The 17,094-nt window shown below is 70.1% G+C and carries 19 protein-coding genes and 1 pseudogene; 12 read left to right on the top strand and 8 right to left on the bottom strand.

From position 1 onward, the window contains the following. Positions 1-7: 7 nt before the first annotated feature. Positions 8-769, bottom strand: coding sequence for a DeoR/GlpR family DNA-binding transcription regulator (locus ACZ6NZ_RS23700; protein ID WP_465860212.1), 762 nt, complete (start codon positions 767-769; stop codon positions 8-10). Between the two features lie 286 nt (positions 770-1,055). Between ACZ6NZ_RS23700 and ACZ6NZ_RS23695 the strand changes: the two genes are divergently transcribed. Next, entirely contained in the window at positions 1,056-1,358 is a 303-nt protein-coding gene (locus ACZ6NZ_RS23695; protein ID WP_465860211.1) for an FtsX-like permease family protein, read from the top strand. 182 nt (positions 1,359-1,540) lie between these two features. On the opposite strand, the gene ACZ6NZ_RS23690 is transcribed toward ACZ6NZ_RS23695, so the two are convergent. The 3 genes from ACZ6NZ_RS23690 to ACZ6NZ_RS23680 are packed head-to-tail and all read right to left on the bottom strand — an operon-like array spanning position 1,541 to position 2,764. Further along, complete coding sequence (locus tag ACZ6NZ_RS23690) at positions 1,541-2,005, bottom strand: MarR family winged helix-turn-helix transcriptional regulator (RefSeq protein WP_465860210.1); 465 nt, start codon at positions 2,003-2,005, stop codon at positions 1,541-1,543. A gap of 48 nt (positions 2,006-2,053) precedes the next feature. Further along, positions 2,054-2,449, bottom strand: a complete 396-nt coding sequence (locus tag ACZ6NZ_RS23685) for a nuclear transport factor 2 family protein (RefSeq protein ID WP_465860209.1) — start codon at positions 2,447-2,449, stop codon at positions 2,054-2,056. 3 nt (positions 2,450-2,452) lie between these two features. Beyond that, positions 2,453-2,764, bottom strand: coding sequence for a MoaF-related domain-containing protein (locus ACZ6NZ_RS23680; RefSeq protein WP_465860208.1), 312 nt, complete (start codon positions 2,762-2,764; stop codon positions 2,453-2,455). Between the two features lie 333 nt (positions 2,765-3,097). Here ACZ6NZ_RS23680 and ACZ6NZ_RS23675 point away from each other — a divergent pair, with 333 nt between their 5' ends. The 5 genes and pseudogenes from ACZ6NZ_RS23675 (at position 3,098) to ACZ6NZ_RS23655 (ending at position 6,649) form a co-directional block, all read left to right on the top strand. Further along, entirely contained in the window at positions 3,098-3,406 is a 309-nt protein-coding gene (locus tag ACZ6NZ_RS23675) for a GNAT family N-acetyltransferase (RefSeq protein WP_366609756.1), read from the top strand. A 31-nt stretch (positions 3,407-3,437) separates the two neighbouring features. Then, positions 3,438-3,704, top strand: a pseudogene (locus ACZ6NZ_RS23670) ((4Fe-4S)-binding protein). Between the two features lie 153 nt (positions 3,705-3,857). Further along, a complete protein-coding gene (locus ACZ6NZ_RS23665) occupies positions 3,858-4,259 on the top strand; it encodes a DUF4260 family protein (protein ID WP_465860207.1) in 402 nt (133 codons plus the stop codon). Positions 4,260-4,632: 373 nt separating this feature from the next. Next, on the top strand, positions 4,633-5,652 hold the full coding sequence (locus ACZ6NZ_RS23660) for an aldo/keto reductase (protein ID WP_465860206.1): 1,020 nt from the start codon (positions 4,633-4,635) through the stop codon (positions 5,650-5,652). A 118-nt stretch (positions 5,653-5,770) separates the two neighbouring features. After that, on the top strand, positions 5,771-6,649 hold the full coding sequence (locus ACZ6NZ_RS23655; RefSeq protein ID WP_465860205.1) for an LLM class flavin-dependent oxidoreductase: 879 nt from the start codon (positions 5,771-5,773) through the stop codon (positions 6,647-6,649). A 115-nt stretch (positions 6,650-6,764) separates the two neighbouring features. Here the strand turns inward: ACZ6NZ_RS23655 and ACZ6NZ_RS23650 are convergent, their stop codons facing one another. Both ACZ6NZ_RS23650 and ACZ6NZ_RS23645 read right to left on the bottom strand, forming a co-directional pair. Then, positions 6,765-7,862, bottom strand: a complete 1,098-nt coding sequence (locus tag ACZ6NZ_RS23650) for a tartrate dehydrogenase (RefSeq protein ID WP_465860204.1) — start codon at positions 7,860-7,862, stop codon at positions 6,765-6,767. Next, complete coding sequence (locus ACZ6NZ_RS23645; RefSeq protein WP_465860203.1) at positions 7,859-8,548, bottom strand: GntR family transcriptional regulator; 690 nt, start codon at positions 8,546-8,548, stop codon at positions 7,859-7,861. The genes ACZ6NZ_RS23650 and ACZ6NZ_RS23645 overlap by 4 nt, the downstream gene beginning before the upstream one ends. Before the next feature lie 98 nt (positions 8,549-8,646). Here ACZ6NZ_RS23645 and ACZ6NZ_RS23640 point away from each other — a divergent pair, with 98 nt between their 5' ends. From ACZ6NZ_RS23640 to ACZ6NZ_RS23615, 6 genes are all read left to right on the top strand, one after another. Next, entirely contained in the window at positions 8,647-9,906 is a 1,260-nt protein-coding gene (locus ACZ6NZ_RS23640) for an MFS transporter (protein ID WP_465860201.1), read from the top strand. Further along, positions 9,906-10,850, top strand: a complete 945-nt coding sequence (locus tag ACZ6NZ_RS23635) for a phosphoglycerate dehydrogenase (protein WP_465860200.1) — start codon at positions 9,906-9,908, stop codon at positions 10,848-10,850. Before ACZ6NZ_RS23640 ends, ACZ6NZ_RS23635 begins: the two co-directional genes overlap by 1 nt. Beyond that, positions 10,847-12,511, top strand: a complete 1,665-nt coding sequence (locus ACZ6NZ_RS23630) for an FAD-binding dehydrogenase (RefSeq protein ID WP_465860199.1) — start codon at positions 10,847-10,849, stop codon at positions 12,509-12,511. Before ACZ6NZ_RS23635 ends, ACZ6NZ_RS23630 begins: the two co-directional genes overlap by 4 nt. 29 nt (positions 12,512-12,540) lie before the next feature. Further along, positions 12,541-13,914 carry an acyclic terpene utilization AtuA family protein gene (locus tag ACZ6NZ_RS23625; RefSeq protein ID WP_465860197.1) on the top strand — a complete coding sequence of 458 codons (1,374 nt, stop codon included), beginning with the start codon at positions 12,541-12,543 and terminating at the stop codon, positions 13,912-13,914. After that, on the top strand, positions 13,904-14,239 hold the full coding sequence (locus ACZ6NZ_RS23620; RefSeq protein WP_465860196.1) for a DUF4387 domain-containing protein: 336 nt from the start codon (positions 13,904-13,906) through the stop codon (positions 14,237-14,239). Before ACZ6NZ_RS23625 ends, ACZ6NZ_RS23620 begins: the two co-directional genes overlap by 11 nt. 110 nt (positions 14,240-14,349) lie before the next feature. Continuing rightward, positions 14,350-15,057, top strand: coding sequence for an SDR family oxidoreductase (locus ACZ6NZ_RS23615; RefSeq protein ID WP_465860195.1), 708 nt, complete (start codon positions 14,350-14,352; stop codon positions 15,055-15,057). 143 nt (positions 15,058-15,200) lie between these two features. Here ACZ6NZ_RS23615 and ACZ6NZ_RS23610 read toward each other — a convergent pair whose 3' ends face one another. Beyond that, on the bottom strand, positions 15,201-15,839 hold the full coding sequence (locus ACZ6NZ_RS23610; protein WP_465860193.1) for a response regulator: 639 nt from the start codon (positions 15,837-15,839) through the stop codon (positions 15,201-15,203). After that, the gene (locus ACZ6NZ_RS23605) at positions 15,836-16,981 is read right to left on the bottom strand and encodes a sensor histidine kinase (protein ID WP_465860192.1); all 1,146 of its coding nucleotides are present in this window, start codon (positions 16,979-16,981) and stop codon (positions 15,836-15,838) included. The genes ACZ6NZ_RS23610 and ACZ6NZ_RS23605 overlap by 4 nt, the downstream gene beginning before the upstream one ends. Positions 16,982-17,094: the final 113 nt, after the last annotated feature.

The following is a 17,094-nucleotide window of genomic DNA, read 5'->3' as shown; positions in this document are numbered from 1 at the left end:
CCCGCTCTCATGCGCGGGCCACCCGAACGCCTGTGGACTCCAGGTCACCGACCAGGTCGAGGTCGGCACGGTTGTCGGTGATGAGCAGGTCGACGTCGGCCAGCTCAGCGAACCGGGCCAGATAGTCGTTGCCGAGCTTGGTGTGGTCGGCGACCACCACCGTGCGGCGGGCCGCACGGACCATCGCCCGCTTCACCGCCGCTTCGGACGGGTCCGGGGTGGTCAGCCCGCGCTCGACCGAGATGCCGTTGGTGCCGATGAACGCGACATCGACGTAGAGGTCCGCCAACGGTGACAGCGCCCAGTCGTCGACGGTCGCCAGGGTTTTCCCGCGGACCCGTCCACCCAACAGCAGGACGTTGAGGTTGGCATAGGTACCGAGGGTCGTGGCGATGACCGGCGAGTTGACCACGACGGTCAGCTCTCGGTCGACCGGCAGCAGTTGGGCCAGCCGGGCGGTCGTGGTGCCGGCGTCGAGGATGATCGCGCCCTCCTCCGGCACCTCGTTCAGGGCGAGTTTGGCGATGCGCTCCTTCTCCTCGATGAGCACCGCGTCACGCGCCGCCAGCGCGGGCTCGAAGCCGAGCCGTTCGACCGGGATCGCCCCACCGTGGACTCTGCGCAGCACCCCGGCTCGCTCCAGGATGGTGAGATCGCGGCGGATGGTCTCCGCGGTCACGTTGAGCCCATCAGCCAGGCCGGTCACCTCGACCCGGCCCACGTCCCGGGCGATGCGAAGGATCTCCTGCTGTCGTTCCTCGGCGTACATGTTGTTTCACCGCCGTTTCGTTTTGCTTGTGTTTTGTTTACGCCCGGCTGTGAGGGAAGTCAAGAGAGCGACCACAGAAACACACACTCGACGCGACGGTGATGAGGTCTGTGTCCCTACGACTTCGGCGTCCGGTTACGGCGGGCGTCGGCGGCAGGCGCGATGACGTACGCCGGAAAGGACCGTGGGAACGTCGAGCAGTCGGAGAACCAGGCCGCCCGGACGTTGCTGGTCGAGGCCGGGTCGACTTTCGGGGGGGTACGTCGTCCTGCTGATCGTCTTCGTGGTGGCGGGCACCATGGGGCTGTCCGTCCGGCACCGTCGACGTGACCTGGCGTTGCCGCGCGCGGTGGCGGCCACGCCGGGGCAGGTCCGCCGCATGCTGATCGCCGAGGCCATGCCGCTCGCCCTGGTCGGCTCCGCGATCGGCGGCCCGGCCGGCCTGTTGGCCGCCCACCGGGTGCACGGTGGGACCCGCCGCTCGGTGGGGTGGCCGTGCTCGGCGGCGCGACGTTGCTGGCGCTGGCGACCACCGTACGGCCGGTTCGACGGCTGCTCAGCGCCCCTCCGATCGACATCATCGGTGTGAAGGCGTAGACGCCCGGACGCGGGCGTGACGACGCGCTGCGACAGGGGTACGGGGTGGACCGCCGGCTTCGAGACCCACAGGATCTCGAAGCCGGCGGACCTGACACGGTGTGGCCCTCAGTGCGTGGTCGCCGGAGATCCACTGGACGGCGCAGAGCCACCACGCCTCCGGTGGCACCTGTTCTAGGCTTCTGCCTCGTCGAACACTCGAACAACCAGCGCGCTGATCCTGCCGAGGGCGGCGGCATCAGCTGAGCCCAGGCTGTCGAGGAGGACGTCTCGAATTTCCGCCCGCTGCGCGCGTAGCACACGCACCACGAGCAGCCGGCCTCGCGAGGTCAAGGTGGCTTCGTAGGCGCGTCGTCCCGTTGGGACACGACTCCGGGTGACCAGTTCCTGGCGTTCCAGGACGGTGAGCGTGTGGCTGACGCGGCTGGGCGAAAAGCGCAGCATGCCGGCAAGCGCTTTCAGGCCCAGCGTCTGATTCTCCGCAGCGTTGAGCAGAACCAGCAGCTTGAAATGTCCGTGCGAGATGTTGCCGTCGCGCTGAGATTGTCGTTCCAGCGCGACCTCGAGGAGGTGGGCCGCCAGCACGAAGTCCTGCCATACCGTGGCCCGGTCGAGGTCGTCGTCACGTCGCTTCGTCACGGTGTTCATTTTTGCGTCGACGCAACGGCATGTCGACCTTCCGCGCCCCTACACCATGGCGTTGCCGTTGGCGGAGGCTTCGGGGGTGACAATGTCCTGAACGACGTCCCAGTGCTCCACAATCCGTCCGTTCTCCAGTCGGAAGATGTCGACAATGGCCACCGGGTTCGGGGCCCAGCCGTGGACGATGCTGTGGGTGAAGACCAGATCGCCCTGAGCGGCAACCCGCTGCGGTTCCCAGGAGAAGCCCTCCAGCCCCGGGACGACATTGCGCAGGGTATCGAGCCCGTTGGGCATCTGCGGGCTGTGCTGGACGTACGGCTCGGCCCAGTATCGGTCGATCGCGGTGAGGTCCTTCTCCGCGAACAGCTCTCGCATTGCGGTGAGCACGATATCGGTGTTCCGCTGTGCCTGATCGTCCTGAGTGACAGGGTGCTGGGTCATTGGTCAGGCCTCCTTGATCGTTCCGACGAAGTTGTAGAGCTTGCCGCCGACGGTCACGTTCGAATAGACCGTCCCGTTCTCGAAGTCCTCCAGGTGCGTAACGGTGGCCCCGCTCGCCTCCGTCCAGGAATTCAGATAGACACCTTCACGGATCTTCTGCAGGTTCAGAGCCACCGTTTCGGCGTGACCGTCGGGCGCGAGCCCCGCGCCCTGCACCACGATGAAGCTGCCCTGGGTCGGCGAGTCAAAGGTGAACCGCACCTTCAGGTCGCCCAGGTCGAAGCGGTAGCTACGGCCTGTTAGTTGGCTGGTCATGACATGCCCTTCCGTTGCTGGCGGGTACCAGTCGTTCTGAGTTGAACCTTCAACTCATCAACGTCTTTCGGCAAGGGGTTGGGACGCAGGTCACCCAACGCTGCGAGCGCTCGTCCCGAACGCAGATCCGGGGCTTCGACGACTGGTCGGCGCATTGGCGCCCGTGATGCGCGCCCGCAGCCGATCCGCTAGTTACGCCGTGTCATCAGCGCACGTGACGCGGTGTCACTGGTCGCGGCCGACCGCCGCCGGACACTGGGGTGGTGACGGTGGGATCACCGCGCTCCACCGCGACGACGGCTGTGCCCGACAGCAAAGACAGAGGGAGGACCCGTGGCAGTAAGAGTGAGCGACGTTCCCGAGGCCAGGCGATATGAGGCTCGCGTCGACGGGGAGTCGACGGTCGCGGGCGTCGCGCAGTACATCCGCACCCCGGAACTCGTCGCGTTCGTCCACACCGAGGTCTCGCCGGCGTACGAGGGCAAGGGAGTCGGGGCAGCACTGGCCCGCGCCGCCCTCGACGAGGCCCGCGCCGCGAACCTGCTGGTCCTGGCCACCTGCCCGTTCATCGCGGGGTGGATCGCCCGGCACCCCGAATACCAGGACCTGGTGTACCAGGCCCAGAGCAGGGTCAGTGACTGAACGGCCGAGCACGGCGACGACGGAGGCCGCGATGAGCAGCGCAACCGCGAAGAAGACGTACGAGGGCAAGAAGATCACCGTCACCTTCGAGGCGGGGCGGTGCCTGCATGCCGCCGAGTGCGTCGGCGGCCTGCCGGAGGTGTTCGACACGGGCCAGCGCCCGTGAATCCGACCCGACGGCGCCGAGGCCGGGCGCGTGGCTGACGTGGTGCGTCGCTGCCCCTCGGGGGCGCTGCGGTACGAACTCGTGGACAGGGCTGCCCAGACCGGCCCACGCGGATCACACGCAACGTCATAGGACAGCTCCCCCGCTCGGCCTCGGACCGCAGGAGCTGGTCCTCCGGCAACGGCGCACGAGGGTCACCATTCCCGGTCTATCCTCGTCCCGAGGTCAGGCCAGCGACGGGAAGACAGCCCACCCGTGTCCCGGTGACCGACATCGAGGTGTGAGATGCCGTATCTGAGTCCGGTCTCAGCGCAACGCGTCGAGGGCCTCGCCGTCGCGGCTCTCGCGGTCGTCGTGACCGTCACCGCCGGGTACCCATGGTGGTCGCTGCTTGCCCTCTTCCTCGTGTTCGATGTGTCCATGCTCGGCTACCTGCGGGGGCCCCGCCTCGGGGCCTTCTGCTACAACCTGGCGCACTCCTACACGGTGCCGGTTGTGCTGGGCGCGGTAGCCGTGGCCGCGGCAGGGTTCGGTGGCGAGATCGGCTGGCTCGGAATTCTGGCCCTTGCCTGGGTGTTCCACATCGCCGTCGATCGCGGCCTCGGCTACGGCCTCAAGACGGCCGAAGGCTTCGAGCACACCCACCTCGGCTTGATCGGCAAGGCCAGGAGTCGTGGCCCGCTGTGACGGACCTTCAGACCTCGACGCTTCCAGGACCTTCCTCGGCTGTGTAGGGAATAGCGCGAGCCTCCGTGAGCGGGGTGCCTCCGGCCCTTCTGATCTTCACCATTGCCTGCGCGCGCACGGCCGTTCCAGGGAAAGCGCCGACGGCTCGCTCGAATTCGGTCCCCTGCCACGGCGGACCCTGCGGTCCGAAGGACTGATAGATCACCTGCGCCGAAAGCTGCGCCACCGCCGCGTTACCTCCGTCACTCCACTTGGCATCCGGAACATCGTTCCGTATGTTGATTACCGGAACGCCGCTCCGGTTGCTGCCCATACTGAACCGGGCGGGCTGCCACCAGACCGTGGACGTTGAACGTCCGGAGGAGGAACAGTCATGCAGTACCGCACCTTGGGTCGCACCGGCGTGCAGGTCAGCACCCTCGTACTCGGCGCAATGAACTTCGGCAGGATCGGCAACACCACCCAGCAGGACGTCGCCGCCATCGTCGATGGCGCGCTCGACGCGGGGATCAACCTCATCGACACCGCCGACGCCTACAGCGGTGGCCAGTCCGAGGAGATGGTCGGCAAGGCCATCGCCGGCCGCCGCGACGACGTCGTCCTGGCCACCAAGGCGACGCTGCCGATGGGCGACGAGCGCAACCAGCGGGGTGGCTCGCGCCGCTGGTTGGTCACCGCGCTGGAGAACAGCCTGCGCCGCCTCGGCGTCGACCACGTCGACCTCTACCAGATGCACCGGTGGGACCCGACCACCAGCGACGACGAGACGCTGTCGGCGCTGACTGACCTGCAGCGCGCGGGCAAGATCCGCTACTTCGGCTCCTCGACCTTCCCTGCCTACCGCATCGTGCAGGCGCAGTGGGCCGCCCGCGAGGGGCGTCTGAGCCGTTACGTGACCGAGCAGCCGAACTACTCGATCCTGCAGCGTGGCATCGAGACCCACGTGCTGCCCGCGACGCAGGAGTACGGCATGGGCGTGCTGGCCTGGAGTCCGCTGGCATCGGGCTGGCTGTCCGGGGCGATCCGCGCCGACCGGGAGATCAGCACGAACCGCTCGGGCTTCATGCAGCAACGCTTCGACGTCAGCATCCCCGCCAACCGCGCCAAGCTCGACGCCGTCGAGCAGCTCGCCACGGTTGCCGACGAGGCCGGCCTCAGCATGATCCAGCTCGCGCTCGGCTTCGTCACCGCGCACCCGGGCGTCACCAGCGCGATCATCGGTCCCCGCACGATGGACCACCTCAGCACGCAGCTCGCCGCCGCGGACACGGTGCTCCCGGCCGACGTGCTGGACGCGATCGACGCGATCGTGGCCCCCGGCGTCGACCTCGCCGCCCACGAGAAGAACGACACCCCGCCCGCTCTGCTCGAGCCGGCGCTGCGCCGCCGCTGATCACTCGACACGCCAGCGACCAGACGGCAGGCGGACGTAGGCCTACGCGTCCGCCTGCCGCTGACGCCGCCGCACCGCCAGACCTTCCTGGCTCGCGCCCGACGGAGGAACCGACCCCATGCCGAGCAAGCCCGCGCCCAGCTTCGGGCTCATGACCGCCCCGATGCACGTCGACTACCCCGATGTCCTGCGGGTGTGGCAGGAAGCGGACGCCATCGCCGAGATCGAGCACGCGTGGCTGTTCGACCACCTCATGCCCATCGGTGGCGATCCGGGCGGACCGGCGTACGAAGGCTGGACCTTGCTCTCCGCCCTCGCCGCGCAGACCGAGCGGCTACGCCTGGGCGTGATGGTGAGCAGCAACCGCTTCCGGCCTCCCGCGATGCTCGCCAAGATCGCCACGGTCGTCGACATCGTCTCCGGCGGGCGCCTCGACTTCGGCATCGGCGTCGGGTCGCGGCCCGATCATCCCTTCGCCCGGCGGGAGTACGCCGCGCACGGCCTGCCCTTCGCCGACACCGCCGACGCCGTGGGCAGCCTCGCCGAGGCGCTCACGGTCATTCGCCGGCTCTGGACCGGCAACGAGCCGTTCGACTTCCACGGCACGTACGTCGACCTCACCGGTGCGTTTGCCAGCCCCAAACCCGTGCAGCGCCCGCATCCGCCGATCGTGATCGGTGGCCGCTCCGCCGCCACGTTGCGGGTGGTGGCCGAGCACGCGGACATCTGGAACATCGCCAGCGGCGACGTCGACGACGCTGTCAGCCGCGGCGCCCTGCTGGAACGCTACTGCGCCGCCATCGGCCGCGACCCGGCGTCGATCACCCGCTCGATCAACCTGCCCGTCTCCTACGACCAGCCCCGGCTCACGCGTGATGCCATCGGCAGGGCGATCGGCGCCGGCATCGGGCACATCGTGCTCACACCGCCGGCGCCCTACCCGGCTGGCGTCGCGCGGTGGGTCGCCGATGAACTCATCACCCCGTCGACCGGATGACCGCATCGCGGGCCGGTCTCAGTTGATCTCGGGAGCAGACGGCCTGGGTCACCTGATTGCGGAGTGGTCGACGCGGCCGGCCACTCCGTTCAGCCAGGTGAGCGGGACGACGACCTCACGCGGTGCCGGACGGGCGTTCGCTGACCCTCTCGGCGATCGCTCGGCCCAGCTCCGCCGTCGTGCCGGTGCCCTGCAGGTCGGGGGTTAGCGGCGCCTGTCCGGGCCCGTACGCCAGGACGTCCTCGACCGCACCGAGCAGGTGGGCGGCGGCCTCCGGATGGCCGAGGTGCTCCAGCATCATCGAGCCGCACCAGATCTGGCCGATCGGGTTGGCGACACCTTCGCCCGCGATGTCGGGTGCGGAGCCGTGCACGGGCTCGAACAGGCTCGGGTGCTCACGCTCAGGGTTGATGTTGGCGCTCGGGGCGATGCCGAGTGTGCCGGTGCAGGCCGGGCCGAGGTCGGAGAGGATGTCGCCGAACAGGTTGCTGGCCACGACCACGTCGAACCACTCCGGATGGAGCACGAACTGCGCCGCGAGCGCGTCGATGTGGAACTTGTCCAGGCGAACGTCGGGGAACCGCTCGCCCATCGCGGCCACCCGCTCGTCCCAGTACGGCATGGAGATGGAGATGCCATTGCTCTTGGTGGCGGACGTCAGGTGCCGTTTCGGGCGACGGTTGGCCAGCTCGAAGGCGAAGCGCAGCACACGGTCGACGCCGATGCGCGTCATGATCGTCTCCTGCAGGACGGTTTCCCGGTCGGTGCCCTCGAAGATCCGCCCACCCACGCTGGAGTACTCGCCCTCGGTGTTCTCCCGGACGACGACGAAGTCGATGTCGCCGGGGAGCCGGCCGGCCAGAGGGCTGCGGACGCCGGGCATCAGCCGACAGGGGCGCAGGTTCACGTACTGGTCGAAGACTCGCCGGAACTGCAGGAGGCTGCCCCAGAGCGAGACATGGTCGGGTACGACTTCCGGCCAGCCCACCGCACCGAAGTAGATGGCGTCGTAGCCGCGCAGCGTCTGTTCCCAATCCGGCGGCAGCATGTCGCCGTGCCGCTGCCAGTAGTCGGCGCTGGCGAAGTCGAAGCTGTCGAAGTCGAGCCTCAGGCCGAAACGGCTCGCCGTGGCGTGCAGCGCGTCGAGGCCGGCCGGGACGACCTCCTTGCCGATGCCGTCACCGGGGATGACGGCGATCCGGTGCGTGGTCACGGCACCTCCCGGAGCGCCGCGAGGCCGCCCTGCGAGTCCTCAAGCGCGATGCGCTCCGCAGCGGCGGAGTCGCCCGCGCGCAGCGCCCGGACCAGCGCCCGATGGCTGGTGTATCGCTCCATGCCGAACGTGTCGTCCTCCGCCACCCGTTGCAGAAGCAGCTCGCGGCGCTGCGGGCGGGAGAACACGCGGCTCTGCTCGAGCATCCGGACCAGCACCGGGTTGTGCGCGCAGGCGCTGACCGTGTCGTTGAACTGCTGCATGGTGTCGAGCAGTTCGGTGAGGTGCCGCTCGACCGGCCCGCCCTGCCCCGACCGCTCCTTGAGCAGGATCAGCAGGTCGTCGGCGCGGTCGAGAATGGTGTCCAGCGCGTCGAGCTGCTCGGCGGTGGCGTGTCGGGCGGCGAAGCGGGCGACGAGGCCACGCAGGCCGACCTCCACCTCCGCGAGGTCGTCGATGGCGGCGTCGCGGATGGCGGCGACCAGCACGGTACGCGGGCCGATCCGCTCGATCAGCCCGTCCAGCTCCAGCCGGCGCAGAGCCTCGCGAACCGGTGTCGGGCTGACCGCGAGGCGCTCGGCCATGCCGCGCTCGGTGACCTTTTCTCCCGGCGCGAGTTCGCCGGTGGCGATCGCGGTGCGGACTTGTCGGTACGCCTGATCGGCGAGCGTCCCGGCTGTCGTCATGGACGCACCCTAGCGCATGACACAGCAATCTCGTTTGCAACTGTTGACGAGTTTGCTACAGCAATTTAACGTGACCGGGGACACAAGGAGGTGGACGTGTGTCCAACCGGCGGATCACGTTCTTCATAGCCCTCGCACTCTTCGCCCAGGAGTCGACCTGGAACTTCTATGACAATCAGGTGCCCGTGCTGCTGCGCGAGCACGTGACGAGCGCGGCGCTCGTGGGCGCGCTGATGGGCATGGACAACCTGCTGGGAATCTTCATCCAGCCCTGGATCGGCAACCGGTCCGACAACACCCGGACCCGGTGGGGGCGGCGGATCCCGTACCTCGCGGTGGGCATGCCCCTGGCCGCGCTGGTCTTCATCCTCCTGCCGTGGACCACGTCGCTGGCCACGCTGGTCGTGGTGATGTTCTGTTACGCGCTGATCGCCAACACCACCCGACCGCTGGCGGAGTCGTTGGTGCCGGACTTCCTGCCCCCGCAACGACGCAGCCGGGCGAACGCCGTCGTGAAGATCGCGACCGCACTGACCATCATCGTCGCGTCGCTGATCAGCCTGCTGGTGGTGGACGAGCATCCGAGGACAGCCTTCGTCATCCCGTCGGTGATCATGCTGGCCGCCACGGTCGTGCTGCTGGCCAATGTGCGCGACAGCCAGTCGGCGGCCTACCAGGCCGCGGTGGCCGAGGAGACCTCCGCCGGTCCGGCCGCGATCAGCCAACCGCTGCGGCAGATCGTCGCCGGGCTCTTCACCGACCAGGACCGCCGCCGGCTCCTGCTGCTGCTGACCGTCCTGCTCTTCGGCGGGGCATGGTTCGCCTCGCGGTCGCTGATCACCCCGTACGGCATGGAGGCGCTGGGCCTGAGCCGCGGCGAGGCGGGCGGGCTCACCCTGCCCAGCGGCATCGTCTACGTGGCTGCCGCCTATCCGGCCGCGCTGCTGGCCGAGCGCTTCGGACGACTGCGGATCATCGCCGTGGGCATCACCGTCTTCGCCGTTGCCCTGGCGGCGGGCGCCGTCGTACAGACCGCCACCGGTACGGTCGTCGCGTTCTGCGTGGCCTCGGCCGGCGCCGCCGCCTTCACGATCAACGCGGCGGTGGCGCTGTGGAACCTGGCACCGTCCAGCCGGGTGTTCGGGGCCTACACCGGCCTGTACGCGGTCACCTGGTACCTGGGCGGCTTCGGCGGCCCCGCCCTGATCGGCGCGGTGATCGACCTGGTCGGCTGGGGCGGGATGCTGCTCTACATCGCCGTGCTCGCCGTCCTCGCCCTGCTCGTCGTCGTCCGTCTCGAACGCCTGCAGCGTGTGCACCGGGCCAACCGGGCCGTCACCCTCACCGGAGGCGAATGATGTCGACCATCCTCATCACCACCGACTACCTCGCCCCCGGCGACGAGGTGGACACCTACCTGACCGGGCTCGGCTTCACGACGCGGCACGACCCCATGCGGGGACCACGCCGGCCGGAGCGGCTGATCGCGGCCCTGAGCGGCGTCGAGGGGGCGCTGATCGCCAACGAGCCGATGAGCGCGAAGGTGCTGCGCCAGGCACCGGCCCTGCGCGCCGTCGTGCGTACCGGAGTCGGGTACGACTCCGTCGACGTGGCCGCCGCCGGTCGGCTCGGGATCAGCGTGAGCAACCTGCCCGGCATCAACGCCAACGCGGTGGCCGAGTACACCATCGGGTTGCTGCTCACCCAGGCCCGGCACCTGGTGCCGATGGCCGCCGGGGTGGCTGCCGGCGGCTGGCCCCGCACCGACGGCCGCGAGCTGCGCGGCAAGACGCTCGGCCTGATCGGTCGGGGCGCGGTGGCCCACCGGGTGGCGCCGCTGGCCGCCGCCTTCGGCATGACGGTGCTGTGCACCGGCAGCCTGCCCGCGCCGGTCACCCGGGTCACGCTCGACGAGTTGCTGCGCGACGCCGACTTCGTGTCCGTCCACACCGCACTGACCCCCCTCACGCGCCACCTCATCGACAGCGCGGCGTTGGCCCGGATGAAGCCGGGCGCACATCTGATCAACACCGCACGCGGGCCGCTCGTCGACGAGACCGCCCTGGTCGAGGCGGTCCGGTCCGGCCGGCTGGCGGGCGCAGCCCTCGACGTGGTGGACGTGGAGCCGCTGCCCGCCGACAGCATCCTGCGCGGCGTGGCCGGCATCACTGTCTACTCGCACATGGCCGGGCAGACTGCCGAGGCCCGGCTGGCCGCGGGGATGGAGGGCGCCAAGGAACTCGTCGCCGCCCTCGACGGCCGGCCGGCCCACTCGCTCACCGAACCGAAGGAGCCGGCATGACCACCAGGACAGCGGACGCGGACGTGATGGTGATCGGCGCAGGCCTCGCCGGGCTGGTGGCCACCGCCGAACTCGTCACCGCCGGCCGATCCGTCCTCCTGCTCGACCAGGAGCCCGAGCAGAGCCTCGGCGGCCAGGCGTTCTGGTCGTTCGGCGGCCTGTTCCTGGTCGATTCGCCCGAGCAGCGCCGGATGGGCATCCGCGACTCGACCGAACTCGCCTGGCAGGACTGGCAGGGCAGCGCCGGGTTCGACCGCCCCGAGGACGCGTGGCCACGGCGCTGGGCCGAGGCGTACGTCGACTTCGCCGCCGGCGAGAAGCGCGGCTGGCTGCGGGGGCTCGGCGTCAAGATGTTCCCCATCGTCGGCTGGGCCGAGCGCGGGGGCTACGACGCCACCGGACACGGCAACTCGGTGCCCCGCTTCCACGTCACCTGGGGTACCGGGCCGGGCCTGCTCGAACCCTTCATCGCGATCGTGCGGGAGGCAGCCGAACGTGGCCTCGTCCGGTTCGCCTTCCGGCACCGGGTCGACGCGCTCACCATCAGCGACGGCGCGGTGGTGGGGGCCACCGGTCACGTCCTGGAGCCCAGCGACGCCGCCCGCGGGACCGCCAGCTCGCGGGAGGAGATCGCCGACTTCGCCTACACCGCGCAGGCCGTCATCGTCACCTCCGGCGGCATCGGCGGCAACCACGACCTGGTCCGCCGCAACTGGCCCACCCGGCTCGGCACCCCGCCCACCCACATGATCAGCGGCGTGCCCGCCCACGTGGACGGCCGCATGCTGACCATCACGCAGGACGCCGGCGGCGCCGTGATCAACCCCGACCGGATGTGGCACTACGTCGAGGGCATCCAGAACTGGAACCCGATCTGGGACAAGCACGGCATCAGAATCCTGCCCGGACCGTCCTCCGTCTGGCTCGACGCCCGCGGGCGACGGCTGCCGGTGCCGCTCTACCCCGGCTTCGACACCCTCGGCACGCTCGCCCACCTGCGCACCACCGGCCACGACCACAGCTGGTTCATTCTCACCCAGAAGATCATCGAGAAGGAGTTCGCGCTCTCCGGCTCCGAGCAGAACCCGGACCTGACCGGTCGCAGCGTCAAGCAGGTACTCGGCCGCCTCCGTGCCGGCGCACCGGCACCGGTGGAGGCATTCAAGCGGCAGGGCGCCGACTTCGTCGTGGCCGACCGGCTGGACGAGCTGGTGACGGGCATGAACGCGCTCACCAACGCGCCTCTGCTGGACCCGCTCGACATCCAGCGCACCATCGAGGCGCGCGACCGGCAACTGACCAACAGCTTCACCAAGGACATGCAGATCGCCGCCATCCGCAACTTCCGCAACTACCGGGGCGACCGGCTCATGCGGACCGCTGCGCCGCACCGCATCCTCGACCCGAAGGCCGGGCCGCTGATCGCCGTACGCCTGCACGTGCTCACCCGAAAGACCCTCGGCGGCCTGCACACCGACCTCGACGGCCGGGTGCTGGACGCCGCCGGCCAGCCGGTGCCCGGGCTCTACGCGGCCGGCGAGGCCAGTGGGTTCGGCGGTGGCGGCATGCACGGCTACCGCGCGCTGGAAGGCACCTTCCTGGGCGGCTGCCTCTTCTCCGGCCGCCAAGCCGGCCGCGCCGTGGCCACCACCGTCGGATGACCGGCTCGTACCCGCGAAATGAGGAAACCGTGACCCGCGACCGCGTACGCATTCTCGTGCCCTCCGGCATGCTCGGCTCGGGATTCCCGCCCGAGATCGTTGACCGTGGACTGGAACTCGGTGCCGACGTCATCGCCCTGGACGGAGGGTCCACCGACTCCGGCCCGTACTATCTGGGCACCGGCACGGCCAAGACCACCGCGGCGGCCGTGGCCCGCGACCTGCGCCTGCTGCTCCGGGCGGCGGCGAAGGCGCGCATCCCGCTGATCGTCGGCTCGTGCGGCACCAGCGGCACCGACTCCGGCGTGGACTGGGTCGCCGGTATCGCCCGCGGCATCCTGGCCGAGGAAGGGCTGGACCTGCGGGTCGCCACCATCTACAGCGAGCAACGGGCCACCGACCTCAAGGACCATCTCGACCGGGGCCGGATCCACCCGCTCCCGCCGGCCGGCGACCTCGACCCGGGGACGTTGGACAGCTGCCAGCACATCGTCGCGATGATGGGCCACGAGCCGATCGCGCAGGCGCTGGCGGGCGGCGCCGACGTGGTACTGGCCGGGCGTGCCACCGACACCGCGGTGGCCGCCGCCTTCCCGCTGATGGCCGGCATGCCGGCCGGCCCAACCTGGCACGCCGCCAAGATTGTCGAGTGCGGCGCGCAGTGCACCACGAACCCGCGCTCCAGCGGGGTCTTCGCCACCATCGACGCCACCGGCTTCACCATCGAGCCGCTCGACCCGGCCGTCGCGTGTACGCCCACCTCGGTCGCGGCGCACATGCTCTACGAGACCGCCGACCCGTTCTCGATGCGAGAACCGGCCGGCACGCTGATGGTCGCCGATGCCACCTACCGGGCCCTGGACGAGCGGCGGGTACGGGTGGAGGGCTCAAGGTTCGAGCCGGCCCCGTACACGAACAAGCTGGAGGGGGCCCGGATCACCGGGTACGAGACGATGTCGTTCACCGCCATCCGCGACCCACACATCCTCGGCCAGATCACCACCTGGGCGCAGCTGCTACGCCGGGTCACCGAGGATCGGGTCACCCAGACGCTCGGGCTCGGCGCCGACGACTACGCCTTCGACATTCGCCTGTACGGCTACGACGCCGTGCTGGAGGCAAAGGACCCGGACACCCGGCCGCCCCGTGAGGTCGGCGTGATGCTCCTGGTCAATGCCGTGGATCAGCAGACGGCCACCGCCGTCGCGAAGATCGCCAATCCGCTCATGCTGCACCTGCCCACGCCCGACATGGACTACCTGCCCAGCCTCGCGTTCCCCTACTCCCCCGCGGAGACCGAGCGCGGGGCGACGTACGAGTTCGTCCTCAACCACGTCGTGGACGTGGACTCGCCCACCAGCCTTTTCCGCATCCACCTCCCGGAGGACAGCGATGCCCGATAACGCCCACCCCCGCACCGTCGCCGACCTCGCGCTGGAGGTGCGGTCGAAGAACGCCGGCCCGTTCTGGGTGACGATGGAGTTGTTCATGCGCGACACCGCCGGGTACGCCGTGGTAGCCGACCCGGGCTTCCTGGACGCGCCGCTGATCGCCCGCCTCTACGGCGTACCGGCTGACGCCATCCGCATCTTCCGGATACCGGCGCTGAACGTCGTCAAGATCTCGTTCCCGCGCCCGGTGGCGCAGGGCAGCCTTCGCGACCGCGACATCCACGCCGGGCAGCACCACGTGCCCCTGGCCATGCTCCCGCTGCCGGAGTCGCACTGAGACCAGTGCCAACCCGGTCAGCGGGAGCCTCCCGATCGCGCTGCCGGCCGGCAGTGATCCACCTCGCAGTACTTGCCTCTCACGTTAGCGTTAGGTTTTAGCGTGTTGGCATGCAGATCAACGGGTCGACAGCTCTCGTGACCGGTGCCAACCGCGGGCTCGGCAAGGCCTTCGCCGAGGCACTCCTGGCCCGCGGCGCCACCGTCTATGCGACCGCCCGTCGCGTGGAGAGCATCGACATCCCCGGTGCCGTCGCCCTCCAGATGGACATCACGGATCCAGCGTCCATCGAGGCCGCGGCAGGCGAGGTGGGCGACCTCAACATTCTCATCAACAACGCCGGCACCTCCACCGAAGCCCCGCTGCTCGGTCCCTCCCTGGACAACGTCCGCCGCGACTTCGACACCAACTTCTGGGGCACCCTCAACGTCACCCGCACCTTCGCACCGAGGCTGGCCGGCGGTGCCATTCTCAACGTCATCTCGGCGCTGAGCTGGTACGCCTTCGCCCCCGGCAGCAACGGCTACGCCGCCTCCAAGGCCGCCGAGTGGTCCCTGACGAACGGCATTCGACTCGAGTTGGCCGGCCAGAAGACTCTGGTCACCGCCCTGGCGCTGGCGATCGCCGACACGGACATGATGGCCGGCATCGACATCCCCAAGCTCCCGCCCCACGAGGTGGTCAGCCAGGCTCTCGACGGGTTGGAGGCGGGCAAGATCGAAGTTATCGCCGACAAGCCCACCGCCAACGTCAAGGCCTCCCTCTCCGGCGACCCAGCCCTCTTCTACGCCGACATCACCGGCAACCTCTTCGGGTGATCTCGCCAGCATGACGCCTTCAGGCGTGATCGGCCTGGTCAAGAGGGCGCACGCCCCACGCGGTGGCCGGCTTTCGGTGCAGCCGGCCACCGGCCGGTCGGCGACCGCCCTCGAGGTGGTTCGTGTTGCCCGACCGGGTGCTCTCAGTTCGCCGGGATGCCGGCCCGGTGCGCCAGCAGGCCCGCCTGGGTGCGGTTGTCACAGCCGAGCTTGTCCAACAGTCGGGAGACGTACCCCTTGACCGTCGCCTCGGAGAGGCGCAGTCGTCGGGCGATCTGCTGGTTGGAGCGGCCGGCGCCCAGACAGCCGAGGACCTCGACCTCCCGGGCGGTGAGCGTGGCGACCAGTTCGCGGACCCGCTCTCCGCCGTGTCGGCTCAACACCAGCCGCTGTGTCGCGGTCGGGGACAGCACCGTGTGCCCGGCGGCGGCGACCCGTACCAGGTTGACGAGATCCTCCGGCGCCGTCGACTTGAGCAGGAAGCCGACGGCACCCGCCCGCATGGCCCGCAGCACGTACTCGTCGAGGTCGAACGTGGTCAGGGCGACGATCCTCGGTGGCGCGGAGGACCGGGTGAGGTGCTCGATGGCGGTGAGCCCGTCGACGCCCGGCATCCGCAGGTCCATCAGGACCAGGTCCGGCCGGAACCGGGTCACCGCCTCCACGGCCTCCGCGCCGTCGTACGCCTCGCCGACGACCTCGACGTCGGGGGCCGCTGCGAGAATCGTCCGTAGGTAGGCGCAGACCATCCGTTCGTCGTCGACGAGCAGGATCCGGATCATCGCGGCACGTACCCGGGAAGGGTGGCCCGCACCACGAAGCCGCCCTCCGGGGTCGCCGCCGCGGCCAGGGTGCCGCCCAGCACGTCGACCCGACTCCGCAGGCCGGCCAGGCCGCAGCCCCCGCCGGCGGAGGCGAGGTCCGGGTCGGGGGCACGCTCGGGCCGGTCGTTGGTCACTGTCGCGCGGACCAGATCCGGCTGATAGCGGATCGACACGGTCACCCGCGAGCCCGGCGCGTGCTTGTGCACGTTCGTCAGCGATTCCTGCACCACCCGGAAGAGGGTGCGCCGCATGGCCGGTGCCAGCGCCGACGGGTCACCCTCCTCGTCGAGACGGACCGGCAGACCGACCGCGCGCGAGTCGGTCACGAGATCGTTCAGGTCGCCCTCCGCGGCCGGGTCCTCCGTCGCGACGCGGGTCGTCGGCGGGTCGCCGTGCCGCAGCACGCCGACCAGGTCGCGCAGCTCGGCCAGCGCCTGGCAACCCGTCGTTCGCAGCTCCTCGGCGGCGCTGCGAACGGCCGGATCCGTGGTGCTGGTGCCCAGCGCCCCGGCGTGCAGCACCATCAGGTTGATCCGATGGGTCACCACGTCGTGCATCTCGCCGGCGATCCGGAGCCGCTCGTCGCTACGGGCCTGCTCGGCAAGGAGCAGCCGCTCCTGCTCGGCGCGTTCGGCGCGGTCGAGCAGCTCCGCGACGAGCCGGCGGCGGGCACTCACGTAGAGGCCGAGCAGGACCGAGATGGCCAGCGCTCCGGGCCCGCTGAACGGGTCGTCGACCGCCCAGAGCCGCGCGCCGAGCAGCCAACACACCCCGAGCACCACGATCACCGCCCAGGACCGCCGGCGGTCGCGACCGTAAGCGATCACCGCGTACGGCACGAGGAAGACCGCCGACGCCGGCACCAGCAGGCTGACGCCGGCGATGACCAGGGCCATCCGGTACGGCCGGCGCCGGCGCAGCAGCAGGGTGGCCGCCGCGGCGACCTGCACCACCGCGTAGACCCAGACGGGGGCCGGGAGATGCCTCGACCCGGCGCTCGGGAAGGCGACCTCACGGGCCACGCCGGCCGCCGCCGCTACGACGACCAACAGAACGTCGACGGCGAGCGGCGGCACCCTCCGGCGGTCCACCGCGCTCATGCGTTGCAGGTTAGCCGGGCCGGCCTGGATCGGCGCGGCGAGCACCAGCGGGGCAGACGAAGGGACCGGGGGACGCGACGAAGGTAGGTCGCGCAGGCGACCTCCGGGCCTGT

The organism is Micromonospora sp. NPDC047756, assembly GCF_055587245.1.
This window is presented reverse-complemented; position numbering and strand designations above follow the sequence as displayed.